Source organism: Sphingomonas sp. 1185 (assembly GCF_040544655.1).
Classification (GTDB): Bacteria; Pseudomonadota; Alphaproteobacteria; order Sphingomonadales; family Sphingomonadaceae; genus Sphingomonas.
Window position 1 is genome coordinate 20,533 of the sequence record NZ_JBEPKL010000002.1, and the last position, 18,786, is coordinate 39,318.

An 18,786-nucleotide genomic window follows, 5' to 3' on the forward strand; every position below is an offset into this window, starting at 1 on the left:
CAATCCCGGTATCCTGCCCGACATTCCCGCTCCCCGATGCTGTGATTTCGAGGCAGGATCGATTATTATGTCCTACAAGTAAAGCGGCAAGGTTGCCCTATTCGCCGGGTATGGCCAGTGCGAATGTCGTCGTCGCCACCGGCAACAGCGTCAGGTCGCCGCCATGCGCGCGGGCGATGCGGCGGGCCAGGGTCAGGCCGATGCCCGACCCGTCGGGTTTGGTGGTGTGGAAGGGGCGGAAGATCCGCGCGCGCTCCGGCCCCGCTACGCCGCCGCCGCTGTCGGTAATCGCAAAGCGCAGGCTAGGCCCGTCCATCGCGGCGGTCAGCGTCACCTGCGGCGCGACCGCTCCGCCCAGCGCCGCCTCGGCCGCGTTTTGCAGGAGTGCCCAGAGCGCTTGCGTCATCTGATCGCGGTCGCACCGCCCGATCAGTCCGTCCGGCACCGCCATGGAGAGCGCGACCCCGCTTCCGAAGCGCTGCTCGAACAACCGCGCCAGATCGACGGCCAACTCAGCGACCTTGAACGGATTGCGGACCGGATCGGGCAGCCGGGCCAGCGTGCGATAGGCGCGGGTGAACCGCTCCAGCCCCTCGATCCGCCTTGCAAGGGTGGCGAGGATGCCGTGCAGTCGCGCATCCTGCCGCTCCGCCGCCATCACCGCGCTGTCGGCCAGCGACACGATCGGCGACAGGCCGTTCAGCAGCTCGTGCCCCAATATGTCGATCATCTCGCTATCGGCATGCGCCTCGGCGGTGCGGCGCTCCGCCTCGACATCGATCAGCATGGCCAGCGCGCGCTCGGGTCCGGCCTCGACTCGTTCGATCCGCCAGCTTCGCCCCTCATGCCGCAACCGGCTTTCCTGCGGCTCGAACAGCGCGGGCGGCGGCGATGGCAGGCGGTCGTCGGTCGCGAACAGCGTCCGGCCGGCACGGTTGAGCGCCCGCGCCGATCGCCCCTCGATCCGCAGTAGCGGCAAGGGGATCTGGTCGAACAGCGCATGGAGCGGCGGCCCGCGCGGCGCCATGTCGGCGGGCGCGGGGGCGGGGGGCAGGAGGGGTGTCCGCGCGGCGGCCCAGCCGATCGCCCCGATCAGCCAGCCGGTGCCCAGGCCCAGCCCCAGCATCGACCCCAGCATGCCGTTCTGCCACGCCACCACCATCAGCCCGCCGAACAGCGTCAGCATCAGTCCCGACAGGAGGATGGCGACGACCCGCCGGGTGGGCGCGTCAAAGACCATGGCGCGCCATGCGACGATATAGCGCACCCCGGCTGAGCCCCAGGGCCTGGGCGGCATGGGTGACGTTGTGATGATGCTCGATCAGCGCCGCCTCGATCATCCCCCGCTCGGTTTCGTCCAGGTCGAAGCTGGAGCGCGGGGCGGCGGCGACGACCGGCGCGGCGGGGGCGAGCAGCGCCGCCTCGATCACGCCACCATCCCCCAGCAGCAGCGCCCGCTCGATCGCGGCGGACAGGCCGCGCGCCTCGTCGGGCCATGGCGCGGAGATCAGCAGCGCCTCCGCCGCCGGGGTGAAGCGTGGGGCGGGGCGACCATGCCGCTCGGCCGCGATCCGGGCGAAATGGCGCGCGAGCAGGGGAATGTCCGCCTGACGCCGGGCGAGCGAGGGGGCGGCGATCTCCACCGTCGCGATCCGCCGCGCCAGCGCCGGGGTGATCCCGCCCGGATCGTCGGCGATCGCGATGAAGCGCGCCGCCATTGGCAGCCGATCGAGCAGCCGCGCCTGCGCGACCTCGTCCAGCCGGTCGGGATGGCGCAACAGCCAGGTCCCGGCCTCTTCACCGGCCAGCCGGTCCCACGCCGCCATATCGCGCAGGTCCAGCCGCGCCATCGGCCGGTCCGCATCACCGGAGGCGGCGTGGACCGCCTGGGCGATCAGCGTCCGCCCCGCGCCCGACGGGCCGGTGACGACGATCCCCGCCCGGGTCGGCCCGACGCGGCGGATCAGCGCGCGCACCTGCTCGATCGCGGGACTGTCCCCCAACAGCCGGGCGGGTTCGCCGCCGGGGACCTCGCCGCCATAGACATGGGGACGATCGGAGCGCGGGGCGGCGCGGGCGGCGGCGACCTCGATCTTGGCGATCAGCTCGGCATTGCGCCACGGCTTCATGACGAAATCGCGCGCGCCCGCCTGCATCGCGGCGACGGCCAGGCGTATGCCGCTGTGGGCGGTGATGACGATGATGCAGGCCGCCGGATCGTCGGCGAGCAGCCGCGCGAGCATGGCCAGCCCCTCCGCGCCATCGGTGCGTCCGGCGGCATAGTTGAGGTCGAGCAGGATCGCGTCGTACCGCTGCGCCGCCAGGCGGGAAAAGCCCTCTTCCGGCCCCGATGCGATATCCAGCCGGTGTCCGGCCATCTCGATCGCGATGCCCAGCGATTCGGCGATGCGCGGATTGTCGTCAATGACCAGGATCGACAGCGCGCTTGACGACACCCCGCACCGTCCATTTCCGGACAGGCTGTCCGGACGCGAACGGTCGGATTCGGCGGTCGGCGGGGAAAGTGGCGGTTTCATAGGGCTTTAGGTTTTTCGGCCGTCCTGGGTGACATTCGTCCCATGATGACCGAACAGATGACAGGCGCAATCACTTCCGCCAGCGGGGATGGCGGAGGCGTTTCGGGGACCCCGCCGGGGGCCGCGATGGACCGGCGGATCGCGCGAAAGCCCGTCCCCTGGTGGCGTCGCCGCGCGGTCGTGATCGCCATGCTGGTGGTGATCGGCGCGGGGCTGGTCTGGCACTTCCTGCCCGCCGCCGGATCGACCGACATCGCCGCCGCCAATGTCGACACGGGCGAGGTCACGCGCGCCGCGTTCGACGATTACCTGCCGGTCCGCGCCACGGTGACGCCGCGCGTCACCACGCTGGTCGGCGTGCTGGCGGGCGGACAGGTCGAGAAGCTGCTGGCGCAGGACGGCGACATGGTTCGCGAGGGACAGCCGCTCGCCACCCTCGCCAATCCGCAGCTCAAGCTCGACGTGCTCACCCGCGAGGCGCAGATCGCCAGCCAGCTGGGCGGCGTGGCGAGCGAGGGGCTGGGGATCGAGCGCAACAAGCTCGACCGCGCGGGGCAGGTGGCGCAGGCCGAATATGACCTCATCAAGGCGCGGCGCGACCTGGGTATCCGGCGCCAGCTTCACGATCAGGGCTTTCTGTCGGATGCGGGCGTCCGCAGCTTCGAGGAGGAGGCCGCCTATCAGGAAAAGCGCCTCGCCCAGCTCAGGTCCGGCCGCGCGACCGAGGCGCGGATCACCGCGACCCAATCCGCGCGGCTGTCCGACACACAGACGCGGCTGTCGGGCAATCTGGCGGCGGTTCGCGCCGGACTGGAGGCGCTGACCATCCGCGCGCCGACAGGCGGACGGCTGACCAATTTCACGATCCAGCCGGGCCAGACGCTCAAGCCCGGCGATCCGGCGGGCCAGGTCGATAGCGAGGGGTCGTGGAAGCTCGTCGCGCAGGTCGACGAATATTATCTGGGCCGTGTTGCGGTGGGCCAGAAGGCGACGACCTCGGAGGGCGTCGGGCTGACCGTGTCGAAGGTGCTGCCCGCGGTGAAGGACGGGCGGTTCCAGGTCGAGCTGACCTTCGACCGCGCGCCCGCCGGGCTCAATCGCGGGCAGACGATCGACATCCGCATCACGCTGGGCGCCGCGAGCCGCGCGCTGGTCGCCCCGGTCGGCGGCTGGCTGGAGGCGGGCGGCAGCTCGGCCTTCATCCTCGATCCCGACGGCGCGCATGCCCGCCGCCGCACCGTGCGCATCGGCCGCCGCAATCCCGAACAGGTGGAGATCCTGTCCGGCCTCAACCCCGGCGAGCGCATCGTCACCAGCAACACATCGTCCGTGAAGGGCGACATACTGAACATCCGATAAGGGGGACCGACAGATGATCCGACTGGAAGGCATTCAGCGCCGCTATGTCTCCGACGAGGTGGAGACGACCGCGCTGCACGATATCGACCTGCATGTGGCGGCGGGCGAGTTCCTGGCCATCATGGGCCCCTCGGGTTGTGGCAAGTCGACCTTGCTCAACACGCTGGGCACGGTCGACCGGCCGACGGGCGGGCGATACCTGTTCGGCGACCGCGATCTGGCGGCGATGGACGAAAAGGAACTGGCGAAGTTCCGTGCCGAGACGCTGGGCTTCGTCTTCCAGAGCTTCAACCTGATCGACGAGCTGACCATCGAGGAGAATGTCGCGCTCGGCCTCGCCTATCGCAGCGATGCGGGGGATCGTCGCGGCCGGGTGGCGGCGGCGATGGACAAGGTCGGCATCGCCCACCGCGCGCGCCACTTCCCGCACCAGTTGTCGGGCGGTCAGCAGCAGCGCGCCGCCATCGCCCGCGCGATCGTCGGCGACCCCAAGCTGATCCTGGCGGACGAGCCGACCGGCAATCTCGACACCGCCAATGGCGAGCAGGTGATGAACATCCTGACCGGCCTGAACGATGCGGGCGCGACCATCGTGATGGTCACCCACTCGCCCAGCCATGCCGACCTCGCCAAGCGCCGCATCGACATGCTCGACGGCCGCATCGTCGCCAGCGCCATGCGCGCGATCTGAAAGGATTTGTGATGAAGACCATGATCCCCGCCATCGCCCTGCTCTCGCTCGCCGCCGTTGGCGCCTCCGCGCAGGACAATGCCCAGACCTCGCGCAGCTTCGATGTGCGCGGGTTCGACCGGATTTCCCTCGAAGGGTGTGACAGTGCCGTGGTCACGATCGGCTCCGACTTTTCGGTCAGGGCGATCGGGCCATCCATATCCCTGGCCGTCATCCGCGCCGAGGTGCGGGGGCAAAAGCTGATCGTCGACCGCCCCGAGCATATGTGCGACAGCCGCGCCAGGCGGCCGGGCGTCACGCTCGAAATCACGCTGCCGCGCCTGCGGGCGGTCGAGTCGGAGGGCACCGGCTCCTTTCGGCTTCGCCCCTTCGAGGCGGCGGAGTTCCAGGCGGACATGACGGGCACCGGCAACCTGACCGTCGAGGGCCTGCGAAGTCAGCGCGTGGGGATCGTCATGTCCGGAACAGGGAACGCCATGCTTCAGGGCATCCGGATTGCCAGGCTGTCGCTCGAGCTGAACGGGACCGGCTCGATCCGAGGGGCGGGCGCGGTCGAAGCCTTGGCGATCGACAGCAGCGGCACCGGCAATGTCGATACCACCGCCATGTCCGCCCGCAACCTGTCGGTCGATGCCAGCGGAACGGGCGGCGTGCGGGCGCAAGCCGACGGACCGGCGACCATCGACGCCAGCGGTATGACCCGTGTCGTCGTGAGCGGCCGCCCGCAATGCAGCATCGACAAGAGCGGCTTTGCCCGCGTCACCTGCGGCTGAGCCGGGATTATCGGGGGGGCTGTCATCATGAACCGCTACGCACTTCTCTCGCTCTATCGCTCGCTTGTGCGCCACAAGCTCTATGCCGCGCTCAACATCGGGGGGCTGGCGGTGGGCATCGCCGTGTTCCTGGTGCTGGGCCTCTATGTTCGGTTCGAGACGGGGTATGAGAAATGGCTGCCGAACCATGACAAGATTTATCTGGTCGAGACCGTATGGAATCTGAAGGGCAGCGAGTTCAACGGTCCGTCGGCCGAGACGATGGGTGGTCTGCTCGACCAGTTGCGGGGTGATTTTCCCGGCGTCATCGGCACGCGACTGAGCGGCGGCAAGGGGGGCGGCAGCGTGCTGGTCAACGGCGTCGCCACACAGGAGGATGTCGCGCAAGTCGACCCGTCCTTCTTCGATGTATTCGACCTGCCGATGGTGCGGGGAAACGGGCGTCAGGGTCTTGCAAGCCCGACGGGTACGCTCATCAGCGAAAGTCTCGCGCGCAAATATTTCGGCAACCAAGACCCTATCGGCCGAACCATGACGATCGTCGGGGATGCGCCGAAGCAATATCGGGTCAACGGTGTGTTCCGGGACCTGCCCCATGCGACCGAACAGCAATTCACGATTCTCGTCCCCTTGCCGCGCACGCCTCATTCTCCCCAATGGACTCATTGGGGCAGCACGGCGCTGACGACCTATCTGCGTTTCGATACGTCGGCAGCGGCACGGAGTTTCGAGCAGAAAATGCCCGGCTTCATCGATCGGCATGGCGCGAACGATTTGGATGGTCGTCCATCGGATCAGATCGGCATTGCGCTTTACCCCTTGGCCAAAGTCCATCTGGCCCCGGATGTCGGCGAAGGGCAGCGCATGACCGTGGTGACGCTGGGTGTCGTCGGCGTCGTGACGCTGCTCATCGCGCTGGTCAACTATGTGAACCTTGCGACTGCGCGATCAGGACTGCGGGCCCGTGAAGTTGCGATGCGCAAGGTGCTCGGTGCCGATCGCTTCGCGCTGATCCGCCAGTTTCTCGGCGAGGCCATATCGATGGTTGCCTTGGCCGCATTGTTCGGCCTGATCCTCGCCGAACTAGGCCTGCCGCTGGTCAATGCCGCGGGCGGCCTGTCACTGACCATACCGTATCGGCTTGTGCTGCCCGCGCTGGCGTTGCTGGTGGTCGTTACCGGTGTCACGGCGGGCTTCTATCCTGCAATGGTTCTTGCCCAATTTCCCGCCGCCTCGGTTCTCGCTTCGTCGCGTACACCCGGTGGCGGCCGTTCCGGCACACGAACGCGTGAGGCTTTGGTCGTCTTTCAGTTTGGTCTGGCGATCGCGTTCATGATCGGTACGGCCGTGCTGGTGGCGCAGACCTGGCATGTCCGCAACGCTGACCGGGGTTTTCGGCGCGACGGCCTTCTGATCATTCCGTCGTTATCGAGCGATCAGATCGGACCGACGCGTGCCGACGCGATCATTGCGGCGATCAGGGCATTGCCGAACGTACGCGCCGTCGGCGTATCCAATTTCGTGCCGGGCGGTAGCGGCAGCAAAAGCAGCGACAATGTGCCGTTGCCAGGTGTGGCTGGAAACGGACCCATGCTGAATTGGGTCGATGTCGGTCGCGATTTTTTCAAGACGCAGGGTGTCAGCCCTATCGCCGGCCGATTGTTCGACGACGCGCATCGTAGCGACGATCGTAGTCTGGTGGCCGACGGCGGCGGGAATAACATCGTCATCAACCAGAAGGCGGTCAGCACACTTGGCTTCAAGTCGCCTGAGCAGGCGGTCGGCAAGACGGTGGGGGGTGATCGTCCACGCACGATCATCGGCGTCATTCCCAATGTCCGCTTTGAATCGCCACATGATCCGACGGCCGCAACCTATTATTACTATACGACAAAGGCGCCATCCTCCGTTACCGTCGCAAGCGTTCGGGTGTCGGGCGATCCGCGTGCGACCTTGGCGCAGATCCGCAGCATCTGGCAGCGATTGGCGCCCCAGGTACCGTTCGGTGGCCAGACAGCGGATGAGCGTCTCGACCGCTATTACAAGGCCGACGAGCACGCGGCCCGCTTGTTCGGCATCGGAGCGGGCTTAGCCGTCCTGATCGGCTGCGTCGGCCTCTGGGGTCTGGCCTCGTTCAACACCCAGCGGCGGGTGAAGGAGATCGGGATCCGCAAGACGCTGGGCGCGTCGTCGGCTGCCATCGTGAAGCTGCTGGTCGGACAGTTCCTGCGGCCCGTCATCCTGGCCAATCTCCTCGCCTGGCCGCTCGCCTATGTCGCGATGCGGACATGGCTGGCGGGGTTCGAGGATCGCATCAGCCTGTCGCCGCTCTATTTCCTCGCCGCCACCGCGCTGGCGCTGACCATCGCGGTGCTGACCGTGCTGGGTCAGTCGCTGCGGGCCAGCCGGGCGGCACCGGCCTGGGCGCTGCGTCATGACTAGGCGGTGGCTTCTGGCTGGGGCGGCGCTGGCCCTGGCCGTGCCCGCGTCGGGCGAAACCCTGCGCGATGCCATTGCCGCGGCATGGGACGGCAATCCCCAACTCGCCGCCGCGCGCGCCCGGCAGGAGGCGCTGGCCGAGACGCCCAACCAGGCGCGCGCGACCGGGCGGCTGACCGCGGCGGCGACGGGCGGCGCGGGTTATGACCGGCTGGGCTATGACGACACGGGCAGGCGTTCGGGCGCGTCGAGCGGGACCGGCGCGGTGACGGCGACCTTGCCGATCTGGACCGGCGGGCGGGTGCGCGCGGCGGTGCGTGCGGCGGACGGCGATGTCGCGGCGGGGGGCGAGGCGCTGCGCGATGTCGAGGCCGATGTGCTCGAGCGTGTCGTCGGCGCCTATGCCGACCTGCTCTATACGCAACAGGCGGTGGAGATCGCGCGGGTCGGGATCGAGCGGCTCGACCGACAGGTGGCGGAGGCCCGCTCGCGCTATGGCCTGGGGCAGGCGACGCGCACCGACATCGCCCAGCTGGAGGCGCAGCGGGCCAGCGTCGTCTCCAACCTCGTCGATGCCGAAGGGGCGGCGGCGACGGCGGCGGCGAGCTATCGCGCGGTCGTGGGGCGCGACGCGGGGGCGCTCGACGCGACGATCGCGCCGCCCACGGCCTTGCCCCGCACCCTGGCCGATGCGCGCGGCGCGGCGGAGGCGGCCAATCCGCTGCTGCTGGCGCAGCGACAGCGGGTGGAGGCGGCGTCGGCGCGGGTCGATCAGGCCCGCGCCGAACGCGCACCCGCGCTCGACCTGACCGGAAATTACGGGCGCGGGGTGCAGGTGGCGGGCGGCCGCTGGACCGGCTTCGACAGCGCCGCGAGCGCGGGGCTGGGCCTGCGGGTGCCGCTGTTGACCGGGGGGCTGGTCGCATCGCATGTCCGGCAGGCGGAGGCGGTGCGGCGGGCGGAGCGTTTCGATGTCGAGACGGCCGCGCGCAATGCGGTCCGGAGCGCGGATACCGCCTGGGCCTCGCTGATCGCGGCCGAGGGACGGCTGAAGGCCAGTGTGGAGGGGCTGTCCGCCGCCGACCTCGCGCTGAAGGGCGTGCGCGCCGAATATGGGTTCGGGCTCCGTTCGACCATTGACATTCTGGTCGCCGATCAGAGCTATCGCTCGGCGCAGCTGGCGGTGGCGCGGGCGAAGGTCGATGTGCTGACGGCGCAGGCCGCGCTGCTGCGCGCGACCGGGCGGATGGGACGGGGCGCGTTCGACTGAGCGCGGACCCGCCTCAACTGGCTTCGCGGTCGCCTTCGCTGGGGCCTGATACCGCCATCGACAGCGTGCGGCGGAGCAGCGAGGGCGAGCAGGGCTTGCCGCACACCGCCGAGCCCGGATAGCGATTTTGCAGCGCCTGCTCATCGGCATGACCCGAATGGAAGATCAACGGCACGCCCGCCTCGCGCAGCCGCTCGGCCGCCGGAAAGACCTCGCCGTCGCGCAGCCGGACGTCCAGAATCGCGCAGGCCAGGTTGGGACGATCGCCGTCGAGATGCGCCAGCACCTCCTCGACGCTGACATAAGGACCGTCGACCTCATAGCCGCCGTCTTCGATGATAGTCTGGATATCCAGGGCTACGAAAAATTCGTCTTCGACCAGCAAAATCGTTTTAGTCATGCGCGAGGACCGTTTCAGGTAGAGCTAAGTTAAGAATGAAACGCCCATCGGCGTAATTCCGCTCCAGCCGCGCACCCAATTGTCGTGAGGAAGTCTGGACGAGAAGTGTCCCGAAACCGTGCGCCGCGCCGCTGTCGGTCGGCGAACCGCCGGTTTCGACCCACTCGATGGACAGCGTGCCCCCGGCCAGCGTCCAATGGATGGACAACTCGCCCAGTCGGTGCGCCAGCGCGCCATATTTGACCGAGTTGGTCGCCCATTCGTGCAGGATCAACGCCAGCGGCGACAGGCAGCGGCGGTCGACCAGCAGGCGCGGGCCGTCGATGGCGATCTTCGACTGGCCGCTATAGGGTGCGATCGTCGCCTCCACCAAGGCGCGCAGCTCGATCGCCTGCTGCTCGCCCGCGGGCGAGGCCAGCGAATGCGCGCGGCCCAGCGTCGCGATGCGCTCGCGGACATCGTCGGCCAGCTCGGTGACATCCTCATGCGAACGCGCCGCCGCCGACACGATCCCCGAGATGATCGCGAACAGGTTCTTCACCCGGTGGTTCATCTCGCGCAGCATCAGCTCGCGCGTCTCGGCGATGGCATATTCGGCGGTCACGTCGATCGACACGCCGACCATGCGGTGCGGCGGACTGGTGGTGACGCGGCGGCCGAAGCCCTTGATCCAGCGCTGGGTGCCGTCGATGTCGAGGCGGAAGGTCATCTCGAAATCGCCGTTCCCGGCCATCGCCTCGGCCATGCCCAGTTCGACCCCGGCGCGATCCTCAGGCATGATCCGCTCCAGCCAGCGGCCCATCCGGGCCCCGTCATCCTCCGCGCCCAGGCCGAACAGCGCGCGGCCGGTGTCGTCCAGAAAGGTCTCGCCGGTGTCGCCGCGATATTCCCAGACGCCGATGCCGCCCGCCTTGATCGCCAGGTCCAGCCGCTCGCGCTCGGCGGCCAGCGCGCGTTCCATGCCGAGCGCCTCGGTGATGTCGGTCAGGACCAGCGTCGCCCCCTCGATGCCGTCCGACTGGGTGCGATAGGGCAGGATGCGCAGCGACAGCGTCCGCGCGCCGTCGCGGGTCGTGACGCGCTGCTGCGACGGCGATCCGCCCGCCGCGATCGATGCCGCGCCGTCGAGATAGTCGGTGTTGCTCAGCCGGGTCGACACATCGGCCAGCAGGCGCCCCCGGTCGCTGGGTTGCAGCGGGAAGATCGAGCGCGCCGCCTCGGTATAGCTGCGCACGCGCAGATGCCGGTCGAGCACCACCACCGCCAGGTCGGTCGATTCGAAGAAATTGCGCAGGTCGGAATTGGCGACGGTCAGCTGGTCGACCTTGGTCTTCAGCTCGTCATTGACGGTCGACAATTCCTCGTTGGTCGATTGAAGCTCCTCGTTCATCGACATCATTTCTTCGTTGGAGCTTTTCAGCTCCTCGTTCGCCGTCTCCAGTTCCTCGACCGTCGAGCGCAGGCGGTGGCGGGTCAGGCGAAGTTCGTCCTCCAGCGCCTCGATATGATCGTCGCCGGGTTCCAGATCGGCCAGGTCGCTCGCCTCGATCGGGCTGAACGGCTCGGTATCGCGGAACAGGAACAGCAGCGATCCGTCGGTCAGCGGATCGCAGATCACCTCGACCTTCTGGACGCCATATTCGGTCGTCACCGCGACGTCGCGCGCGGCGATCCGCTTGCGGGCGTCGCGCGCCTGGCGGAGCATCGGGCCGATCACTTCGCGCAGGCCGGTCCGCGCCAGCGTCACCGCGCTCGATCCGCCCGCGCGGGTGACGGGGAAGTTGAAATAGCGGCTGAGCTTGCCGAACGCGGCCAGGATGCCGCCGTCCTGATCGACCACCATGCTGGGCGGGGCATAGCGATCGACGATGCGGCGGGCCGCCAGGCTCTCCTCGCCCATCGGCGCGCCATGGTCCCGCTCGCCGCGCTCGCCGCGCCGCCGGATGCTGCGGCTCGTCCCGCCGGGCAGGTCGATCGGATAGGAGGGGGAGCCCGGCGAGCGCTCGAACAGGCGGGCATGGCCGTCGATCGCGGGGAAGAGATGGTCGAACCGCCCGACGCTCTCGGACGGACCCAGGAACAGATAGCCGCCCGGCCGCAGCGCATAATGCAGCAGCGGCAACACCGATTGCTGCAACCGATCGTCGAAATAGATCAGCAGGTTGCGGCACGACACCAGGTCGATCCGCGAAAAGGGCGGGTCCTTGACCAGGCTGTGGTTGGAGAAGCGGATCATGTCGCGGATCTGCGCGCTGATCGTGAACCGCTCGGCATGCGGCATCGTGTAGCGTTCGCGCAACGCTGCCGGAATGTCGGCCAGCGCGGCGGCGGGATAGCTGCCCTCGCGCGCGATCTGGAGCATCTGCTCGTCTATGTCGGTCGCGAAGATCTGCACCGCCAGCGGCTGTCCGCTTTCGCGCGCGGCCTCGGCGAAGAGCATCGCGATGCTATAGGCTTCCTCGCCGCTGGAGCAGCCGGGAATCCAGATGCGGATATCCTCGTCCGGGTCGCGCGCGCGGGTCAGCGGCAGGATCGCCTTGGCCTTCAGCGTATCGAACAGCTCGGCATCGCGGAAGAAGCGGGTGACGTTGATCAGCAGGTCGCGGAACAGCGCCTCGCACTCGTCGGCATCCTGCTTGACCCGCGCCAGATAGGCTGAACCCGTCGCGATGCCCAGAACGTGCATCCGCCGCTCGACCCGACGGACCAGCGTGGTGCGCTTATAGCCCGAAAAGTCATGGCCGATGGCGTTGCGCAGCACCCGGCACAGATCGTCGATATGATCGGCGACGACCTCGGCCTCTTCCTCCTTGGGATCGCCGGAACGACGCGCGAAAAAGGCGTGGAGACAATCCAGTATCTCGCCTGCGGGCTTTACGAAATCGACCAGGCCGGTACCGACCGCCGAAAGCGGCATGCCGTCATAGCGGGCGCTTTCGGGTTTCTGGACGACGCTGACCCCGCCATTTTCCTTGATCGCGCGCAGCCCGGTCGTGCCGTCCGCGCCGGTGCCCGACAGGATGACGCAGGCGGCATTGGCCTGCTGGTCGCTGGCCAGCGACAGGAAGAAATCGTCGATCGGGCGGCGCAGCCCGCGCGGCTGGATGAAGTCGGTCAGCTCCAGCACGCCGCCGCGTATCGCCAGTCCCCGGCCGGGCGGAATGATATAGACGTGATCGGGCTCGATCCGCTCCAACCCCTCGCACTGACGCACCGCCAGATTGGTGTGCCGGTCGAGCAGTTGCGCCAGCATGCTCTCATGATTGGGGTCGAGATGCTGGACGACGACAAAGGCCATGCCGGTCGGCGCGCGCGCCGGGGTCAGCATCTCGCGAAGCGCCTCCAGCCCGCCCGCCGAGGCGCCGATGCCGACCACCGGCACGCTCAGGCTGTCATGGTTCGGCATGTCGTGATCCCCGGCGGCGGGCTGCCCCGCATTCACGGAAAGGGCGCTCGGTCGAGGTCCGAAAGCGTCAGCTTGGCCTGGGCGATGGTCGCTGCGGTATTGGCGATCGCGGTCAGCGATCCCTCCAGGACCATGCCGCTTTCCGCCAGGATCGGGGTCAGCCGTCCCAGCGTGCGTCCCAGCTCGGCGTCATAGGCGGACAGCCGGTCGGGATGCGAACGGCTGATGTCGAATTGCGAGGCGAAGATATAGGGCATGTCGCCGCCCAGTTGGCGCAGCTTCGACATGTACAGAAGGTTGACGAAGGGCGAGCCGTCCTTGCGGAAGTTGATCAGCGTCGTGCGGACATTGACCTGACGATCATTGGCCAGAAATTCGCGGATCCGGTCGCGCGCCTCGCGATTGTCGGCATGGCGTTGCAGCATCCGGCAATTCTCGCCGATCACCTCTTCGCTGGTATAGCCGGTCAGTTCGCGAAACCCGTGATTGATGAAGATCAACGGATTGTCGTCGCGCGCATCGGCTAGTGCCAGGGCAATCGGGGACTGGTCCAGATACGCGGCCAGTTGGGTCGGAATGTCGAGATTGTGCAGCAAAACTGGCTCCCTGACGCGCATTCGCATGGCGCCTGCCCCATCGCAAGGGCCGTGAACGCGGCTGGCCCCGAAAAAAGACACATGGATAAACTTCCCGGATCGGAAATCCGTTCCCGATCCGAAACGACATCATCCCGTCGTCTTGGCGGGCGATGCGGGGGCCGTGCCGACCGATGTTTCGCCCAGCCAGGATCGACGGAACCGGACTTGCGCGGGCGTCAGGGGCCGGCCGAGCGTCTCGTCGGGCACGATCTGCATCGTGGGATCGGTGCCGAGCGTCAGCGTAGTGCGGCGCTCGGCACCGCGCTGGCGATAGACGATGGGCAGGCGGTCGCCCGGCGCATGGGCGGCGAGCAGGGCGGTCCATGTCCCGGCATCGGCCAGCGGCTTGCCGTCGAGGCTGACGATCCGGTCGCCCTTGTCGAGCCCGGCGTCATAGAGCGGCGTGCCCGGTGCGGTGGCGCTGGCCAGGGTCAGGCCGTCTTCCCCCGCGACCGGCGTCGCGCCAGCCCAGGCGGCGTCGGCATGGGCCGGGCGCAGGGTCAGTCCGGCCTGCGCCAGAAGCGGCGCGAAGTCGGGCAGCCCGCTGGCCGTCACGCTGCGCGCGAAGAAGCGGTCGGCAAAGCCCTGGTCGCCGGTCACCTGTGCCAGCGCCCGGCGGAGATCGTCGGGGCGATAGGGGCGCTCGTTCCGGCCGTGGTTCCGCCACAGCTGGCGCATGTAATCGTCCAGCGTCAGCCGCGGAAAGGCCTGGCGCAGCTCCAGGTCGAGCGCGAGCGCGATGACCGCGCCGTAAGGGTAATAGGAAACGAAGATATTGGGATTGGTCGGATCGATCGACTGCGCCGCATCGACGAAGGGCGCGCGCAGGCTCATCTCCTGCGGCCCGCCATAGCGGCGCGCGGGGGTGTTCAGCAGGCCGTTCAACGTTCCCGACAATTGCCGGATATAATCCGCCAGCGGCATCTCGCCCGCGCGCAGCACCGCCAGCGGGCCGTAATATTGGGTGAAGCCCTCCGCCAGCCAGAGCGACGGCGTGGCGTTGGCGCGGGTGAAGTCGAACGGCTCCAGTTCGGCGGGGCGGATGCGCTCGACATTCCAGGCGTGGAAGAATTCGTGGCTGAGCGTCTGGATCTGCTGGAAATTCGCGGCCGCCAGCGAGCGGGGCATGCTGATGACGGTCGAGTTGCGATGCTCCATCCCGTCGCCGCTGATCTGCGGCATATAGTCGGCCAGGAAGGTATAGGTGCCATAGTCGAAGGGCGGCGGCGCGCCGAAGATCGCGATCTGCTGGGCGACGACCTTCTTGGCCATCGCGGCGAAGCGGTCGACATCGGCGGCGCTGCCGTCGTGATGCACGGTCAGCCGGATGGTATAGCGCTTGGCCCCGTCCGCCACCGTCCAGCTGCGCACGTCATGCGCGGACAGTTCGACCGGGCTGTCCATGAAATATTGCAGGTCGCGCGCGGTGAAGACGGCCGGATCGTCGGTCGGGGCGAGCTGGGTCGCGATCTTCCAGTCGGGCCGGGGGTGGAAACGGACGCGGATCGGGCGGTCGTCCTGTCCGGTTGCCCAGAGGAAGGTCGCAGGGATGTTCAGCCGGGCATGGGTCGGATCGATCTGCGCATAGGTGCCGTCGCCGCGATCGCCGAACAGCGTGTAGCGGACCGTGACCGTCCCGTCATGCCCCGCGACCGTCCAGCCATAGGGATCGGTGCGCGTCACGGTCAGCGGGCGGCCCGCGCCGTCAGTGGCGGATAGCGTATAGACGTTCTTGGCGAATTCGTGGAGCGCGTAGCGGCCGGGCGAGGACCGCGCCATCTGGAAGCGGACGGGGGCGCTGTCCAGCCCGCGATAGGTGACGCTGACCTGCGCCTCGTGATGCTCGGGGTGGGGGAAGGCGATGTCATAGTCGACCGGCGCGCGCGTCGTGGCTGCCGCGGCCGTGTCGCGCGCCCGGGCCGTGGCGGGTGCCAGTCCGCCCAGCGCCAGCGCGATCGTCGCGGCCATCGTTACGTTGCGCATATATCCCCCTGCAAAGCGTCGAGAAACCCGATCTAGGCGCTGCGGGGCGACGGGGTCCATCGCTTTTCCGAACCGGCATGGCGAGGGGGGCAGGGCAGGAGCGGGCGGCATATCCCCGTCCGGGGCAGGTATCGCTGCCCGCCCGCATCGTTCGTCCATTTCCAGGGGAAACTGGAGGCGCGACCGGGAATCGAACCCGGGTGCAAGGATTTGCAGTCCTCTGCGTCACCACTCCGCCATCGCGCCTCGATGCGGTGAGGCGCGCCCTTTGCGCAGCTTTTGGGGCGGCGTCAACCGCTCATTCATCCAAATGTCGCATTCTTGGCAAAACCCGCTAGGTCATGACCCCGCATTGATCGCGTACTCCGCTTGGCGAGGGCGGGCCCGCGCGATAGAAGCGGCAGGATTGATTTAGTGTATTGCACGGCTAAAACGGTTGTGCGACAGGGATGGGCCATGATGACGATCAGCAATGATTCCTCGAATTTCGACGCGATGCGCCACGCGATGGTGGTGAGCCAGCTGCGCACCACGGCAGTCAGCGACCAGCGCGTCGTCGCCGCGATGGCCCGCGTGCCGCGCGAAACCTTCGTGCCCGAGGCGCTTCGTCCCGTGGCTTACCGCGACGGGACGCTCGATCTGGGCCAGGGGCGCGCGATCAACCTGCCGATGGCGACCGGCCGCCTGCTGACCGAGGCCTATCTGGAGGCGGGCGACCGCGTGCTGCTGATCGGCGCGGCGACCGGCTATACCGCCACGCTGCTGGCCGAGATCGTGGCCGAGGTGGTCGCGGTCGAGGAACAGGGTGATCTGGTCGCCGCCGCGCGCACCGCGCTGGCCGGGCAGGGCAAGGTCACGCTGGTCGAGGGCCCGCTCAAGGCCGGTCATGCCGCCGGTGCGCCCTATGACGTGCTGATCGTCGACGGCGCGGTCGAGGAGCTGCCCGCCGCCCTGGTCGAGCAGGTCAAGGTCGATGGCCGCATCGTCACGGGTCTGGTCGAAAACGGCGTTACCCGGCTGGCCAGCGGTCGCCGGACCGAGGGCGGCCACGGCGTGCGTCCCTTCGCCGATGCCGAATGCACCATCCTGCCGGGCTTTGCCCGTCCCCGCGCCTTCCAATTCTGAGTGTCTATGCGCCCGTATCTTAACCTCGGCCTGACCTCTGGTGTCCTGATCGGGGCGGCGCTGCTCGGCAGCACCGCTTCGGCGGAGACGTTGCGCGAGGCGATGCTACGGGCGTATCAAAGCAATCCGACGATCACCGGCCAGCGCGCGGCGCAGCGTGCGACGGACGAGAATGTCCCGATCGCGCGGGCCAGCGGGCTGCCCTCGCTCCAGTCGACCGGGCAGATCACCGACAATGTCGTGGTTGCCAACAACAACTTCCTGAACCCCGAACGGACGGCGACCGGCGCGGTGCAGCTGTCGGTGCCGCTCTATCAGGGCGGGGCGGTCAAGAATGCGGTGCGCGCGGCCGAGACGCGGGTGGATGCGGGCCGGGCGCAGCTGCGCGGGGTCGAGGCCAATCTGTTCACCAATGTGGTGGGCGCCTATATGAACGTCATCCGGGACGAGGCGATCGTCAACCTCAACACCCGGAACGTCAATGTGCTGGAGACGAACCTGCGCGCCTCGCGCGACCGGTTCCAGGTCGGCGACCTGACCCGCACCGACGTCGCCCAGTCCGAGGCGCGTCTGGCGCAGGCCCGCGCGCAGCTGCAATCGGCGCAGGCCAATCTGATTTCCAGCCGCGAGAATTACATCAACATCGTCGGGGTCGAGCCGGTCGGGCTGGAACAGCCGCCCGCGCTGCCCAGCCTGCCCGCCTCGCCCAATGCGGCGGTCGGCATCGCGCTCGATCAGAATCCGCAGCTGATCGCGGCGCGTCGCAGCGCGGACGCCACCCGCTATGACATCGACGTCGCGCGCGCCAACCGGCTGCCCCGCGTGTCGGCGGTGTCGAGCGGCAACTATTTCAACTATCTGGGCTCGCTGAACGTCGCCACCGTGCCCTCCTCGGGCGTCAACGCGACGGTCGGCCTGCAGCTGTCGATGCCTTTGTTCCAGGGCGGCCGCCCGGCGGCGCAGGTCCGCCAGGCCGAGGCGCTGCGCGGACAGGCGCTGGAGAATGCGACCGCGACCGAGCGGCAGGTCGTCGCGCAGGTCCGCTCCGCCTATGCCGTGTGGCAATCCTCGCAAGAGGTGATCCTGTCGGCCGAATCGGCGGTGCGCGCCAACTCGCTGTCGCTGGAGGGCGTGCGCGCCGAGAATAGCGTCGGCACCCGCACCGTGCTCGACATCCTGAACGCCGAGCAGGAGCTGCTGAACAGCCAGGTGACGCTCGTCACCGCGCGCCGCGATGCCTATGTCGCCGGTTTCGCGCTGATTGCCGCGATGGGCAATGCCGAGGCGCGCGACCTGGGGCTGGACGGCGGAGCGCTCTACGACCCGGTCGCCAACTACAAGCGGGTGCGCAACAAGATCAACGACTGGGGCGGCGATGGCGAGCCCGCGCCGGTGGCCTCGACCACCGCCGGAACGCCCGCCCAGACGGCGGTCATCACCCGTCCGCTCGACCCCGATGTCAACGCCCCTGTTGACAGAAGCCCCGCATTAACCACAGGTGCATCGGCACCAAGCCGGCAATAAGGTCGGCTGCGGCCTTTGGGGGCCTTGGGGGGCTGAAATGGGGTTTGCGGTCATGGGTGATATCAGCGCCGAACCGTCGATGGAGGAGATCCTCTCCTCGATCAAACGCATCATCGCCGAAGAAGGGGAGGCCCCGACGCGCCAGCGTCGCCCTGCGCGCCCCGTGCCGTCACCGGCCGTCGAGGAGGATTCGCCCGAGGTCCTCGAACTCAGCGACCCGATGCCGCTGCGCATGAAGGTGGAGGCCGCCGCCGCGCGCGCCGCCGAATCGACGTTGCGCGCCGAACTCGCACCCCGTCCCGCGCCCGAACCGGTGGCGGCCAAGCCCGAGCCGGTCGCCCCGGCCCCCGTTCCCGCACCCGCAGCCCCCGTGGCGGCGCAGAACGGGATCGAGGCGGATGACGGCGAGGAAGCGATCGTCAGCCCTCGCGCGGCGGAGGCCAGCCGTGGTTCCCTGGAGGCGCTCAGCCGTATGATGGTCAAGCCCGAACCGAGCAGCGACGGCACCCTGGAGGGGCTGGTCCGCGACATGCTGCGCCCGATGCTGCGCGACTGGCTCGACGCGAACCTGCCCGAGATGGTCGAGGCGATGGTCGCGCGCGAGATTGCCCGGATCACTCGCGAAGGGCGCTGAGCCACGC

At 68.4% G+C, this 18,786-nt stretch carries 14 protein-coding genes and 1 tRNA gene; 8 read left to right on the forward strand and 7 right to left on the reverse strand.

What is annotated here, in order from left to right:
• Window positions 1–97: 97 nt before the first annotated feature.
• Together ABIC44_RS02410 and ABIC44_RS02415 are read right to left on the reverse strand one after the other, a co-directional pair.
• Window positions 98–1,267 carry a sensor histidine kinase gene (locus ABIC44_RS02410; RefSeq protein ID WP_354293401.1) on the reverse strand — a complete coding sequence of 390 codons (1,170 nt, stop codon included), beginning with the start codon at window positions 1,265–1,267 and terminating at the stop codon, window positions 98–100.
• Window positions 1,230–2,456, reverse strand: coding sequence for a sigma-54-dependent transcriptional regulator (locus tag ABIC44_RS02415; protein ID WP_354293402.1), 1,227 nt, complete (start codon window positions 2,454–2,456; stop codon window positions 1,230–1,232). Before ABIC44_RS02415 ends, ABIC44_RS02410 begins: the two co-directional genes overlap by 38 nt.
• A 207-nt stretch (window positions 2,457–2,663) precedes the next feature.
• Here ABIC44_RS02415 and ABIC44_RS02420 point away from each other — a divergent pair, with 207 nt between their 5' ends.
• The 5 genes from ABIC44_RS02420 to ABIC44_RS02440 are packed head-to-tail and all read left to right on the forward strand — an operon-like array spanning window position 2,664 to window position 9,069.
• Window positions 2,664–3,896 carry an efflux RND transporter periplasmic adaptor subunit gene (locus ABIC44_RS02420; RefSeq protein ID WP_354293403.1) on the forward strand — a complete coding sequence of 411 codons (1,233 nt, stop codon included), beginning with the start codon at window positions 2,664–2,666 and terminating at the stop codon, window positions 3,894–3,896.
• A gap of 13 nt (window positions 3,897–3,909) precedes the next feature.
• Window positions 3,910–4,587 carry an ABC transporter ATP-binding protein gene (locus tag ABIC44_RS02425; protein ID WP_307097969.1) on the forward strand — a complete coding sequence of 226 codons (678 nt, stop codon included), beginning with the start codon at window positions 3,910–3,912 and terminating at the stop codon, window positions 4,585–4,587.
• 11 nt (window positions 4,588–4,598) lie between these two features.
• On the forward strand, window positions 4,599–5,360 hold the full coding sequence (locus ABIC44_RS02430) for a GIN domain-containing protein (RefSeq protein ID WP_354293404.1): 762 nt from the start codon (window positions 4,599–4,601) through the stop codon (window positions 5,358–5,360).
• Window positions 5,361–5,387: 27 nt separating this feature from the next.
• Window positions 5,388–7,802, forward strand: a complete 2,415-nt coding sequence (locus tag ABIC44_RS02435; protein WP_354293405.1) for an ABC transporter permease — start codon at window positions 5,388–5,390, stop codon at window positions 7,800–7,802.
• The gene (locus ABIC44_RS02440) at window positions 7,795–9,069 is read left to right on the forward strand and encodes a TolC family outer membrane protein (protein ID WP_354293406.1); all 1,275 of its coding nucleotides are present in this window, start codon (window positions 7,795–7,797) and stop codon (window positions 9,067–9,069) included. The genes ABIC44_RS02435 and ABIC44_RS02440 overlap by 8 nt, the downstream gene beginning before the upstream one ends.
• A gap of 13 nt (window positions 9,070–9,082) precedes the next feature.
• Here ABIC44_RS02440 and ABIC44_RS02445 read toward each other — a convergent pair whose 3' ends face one another.
• From ABIC44_RS02445 to ABIC44_RS02465, 5 genes are all read right to left on the reverse strand, one after another.
• Window positions 9,083–9,469: a response regulator gene (locus ABIC44_RS02445; RefSeq protein ID WP_354293407.1), complete on the reverse strand. Its 387-nt coding sequence runs from the start codon at window positions 9,467–9,469 to the stop codon at window positions 9,083–9,085.
• A complete protein-coding gene (locus tag ABIC44_RS02450; protein WP_354293408.1) occupies window positions 9,462–12,875 on the reverse strand; it encodes a CheR family methyltransferase in 3,414 nt (1,137 codons plus the stop codon). The genes ABIC44_RS02445 and ABIC44_RS02450 overlap by 8 nt, the downstream gene beginning before the upstream one ends.
• Before the next feature lie 32 nt (window positions 12,876–12,907).
• The gene (locus tag ABIC44_RS02455) at window positions 12,908–13,498 is read right to left on the reverse strand and encodes a PAS domain-containing protein (protein WP_354293409.1); all 591 of its coding nucleotides are present in this window, start codon (window positions 13,496–13,498) and stop codon (window positions 12,908–12,910) included.
• A gap of 102 nt (window positions 13,499–13,600) precedes the next feature.
• Window positions 13,601–15,496: a M61 family metallopeptidase gene (locus ABIC44_RS02460; RefSeq protein WP_354293410.1), complete on the reverse strand. Its 1,896-nt coding sequence runs from the start codon at window positions 15,494–15,496 to the stop codon at window positions 13,601–13,603.
• Between the two features lie 172 nt (window positions 15,497–15,668).
• Window positions 15,669–15,742: transfer RNA gene (locus ABIC44_RS02465), tRNA-Cys, on the reverse strand.
• A gap of 210 nt (window positions 15,743–15,952) precedes the next feature.
• On the opposite strand from ABIC44_RS02465, the gene ABIC44_RS02470 reads away from it, so the two are divergent.
• From ABIC44_RS02470 to ABIC44_RS02480, 3 genes are read left to right on the forward strand one after another with little or no spacing between them, the layout of a single operon-like run.
• Window positions 15,953–16,621, forward strand: coding sequence for a protein-L-isoaspartate O-methyltransferase family protein (locus ABIC44_RS02470; RefSeq protein WP_354293411.1), 669 nt, complete (start codon window positions 15,953–15,955; stop codon window positions 16,619–16,621).
• A 6-nt stretch (window positions 16,622–16,627) separates the two neighbouring features.
• Window positions 16,628–18,145 carry a TolC family outer membrane protein gene (locus tag ABIC44_RS02475; RefSeq protein ID WP_309694503.1) on the forward strand — a complete coding sequence of 506 codons (1,518 nt, stop codon included), beginning with the start codon at window positions 16,628–16,630 and terminating at the stop codon, window positions 18,143–18,145.
• Window positions 18,146–18,197: 52 nt separating this feature from the next.
• Window positions 18,198–18,779, forward strand: coding sequence for a DUF2497 domain-containing protein (locus ABIC44_RS02480; protein WP_354293412.1), 582 nt, complete (start codon window positions 18,198–18,200; stop codon window positions 18,777–18,779).
• Window positions 18,780–18,786: the final 7 nt, after the last annotated feature.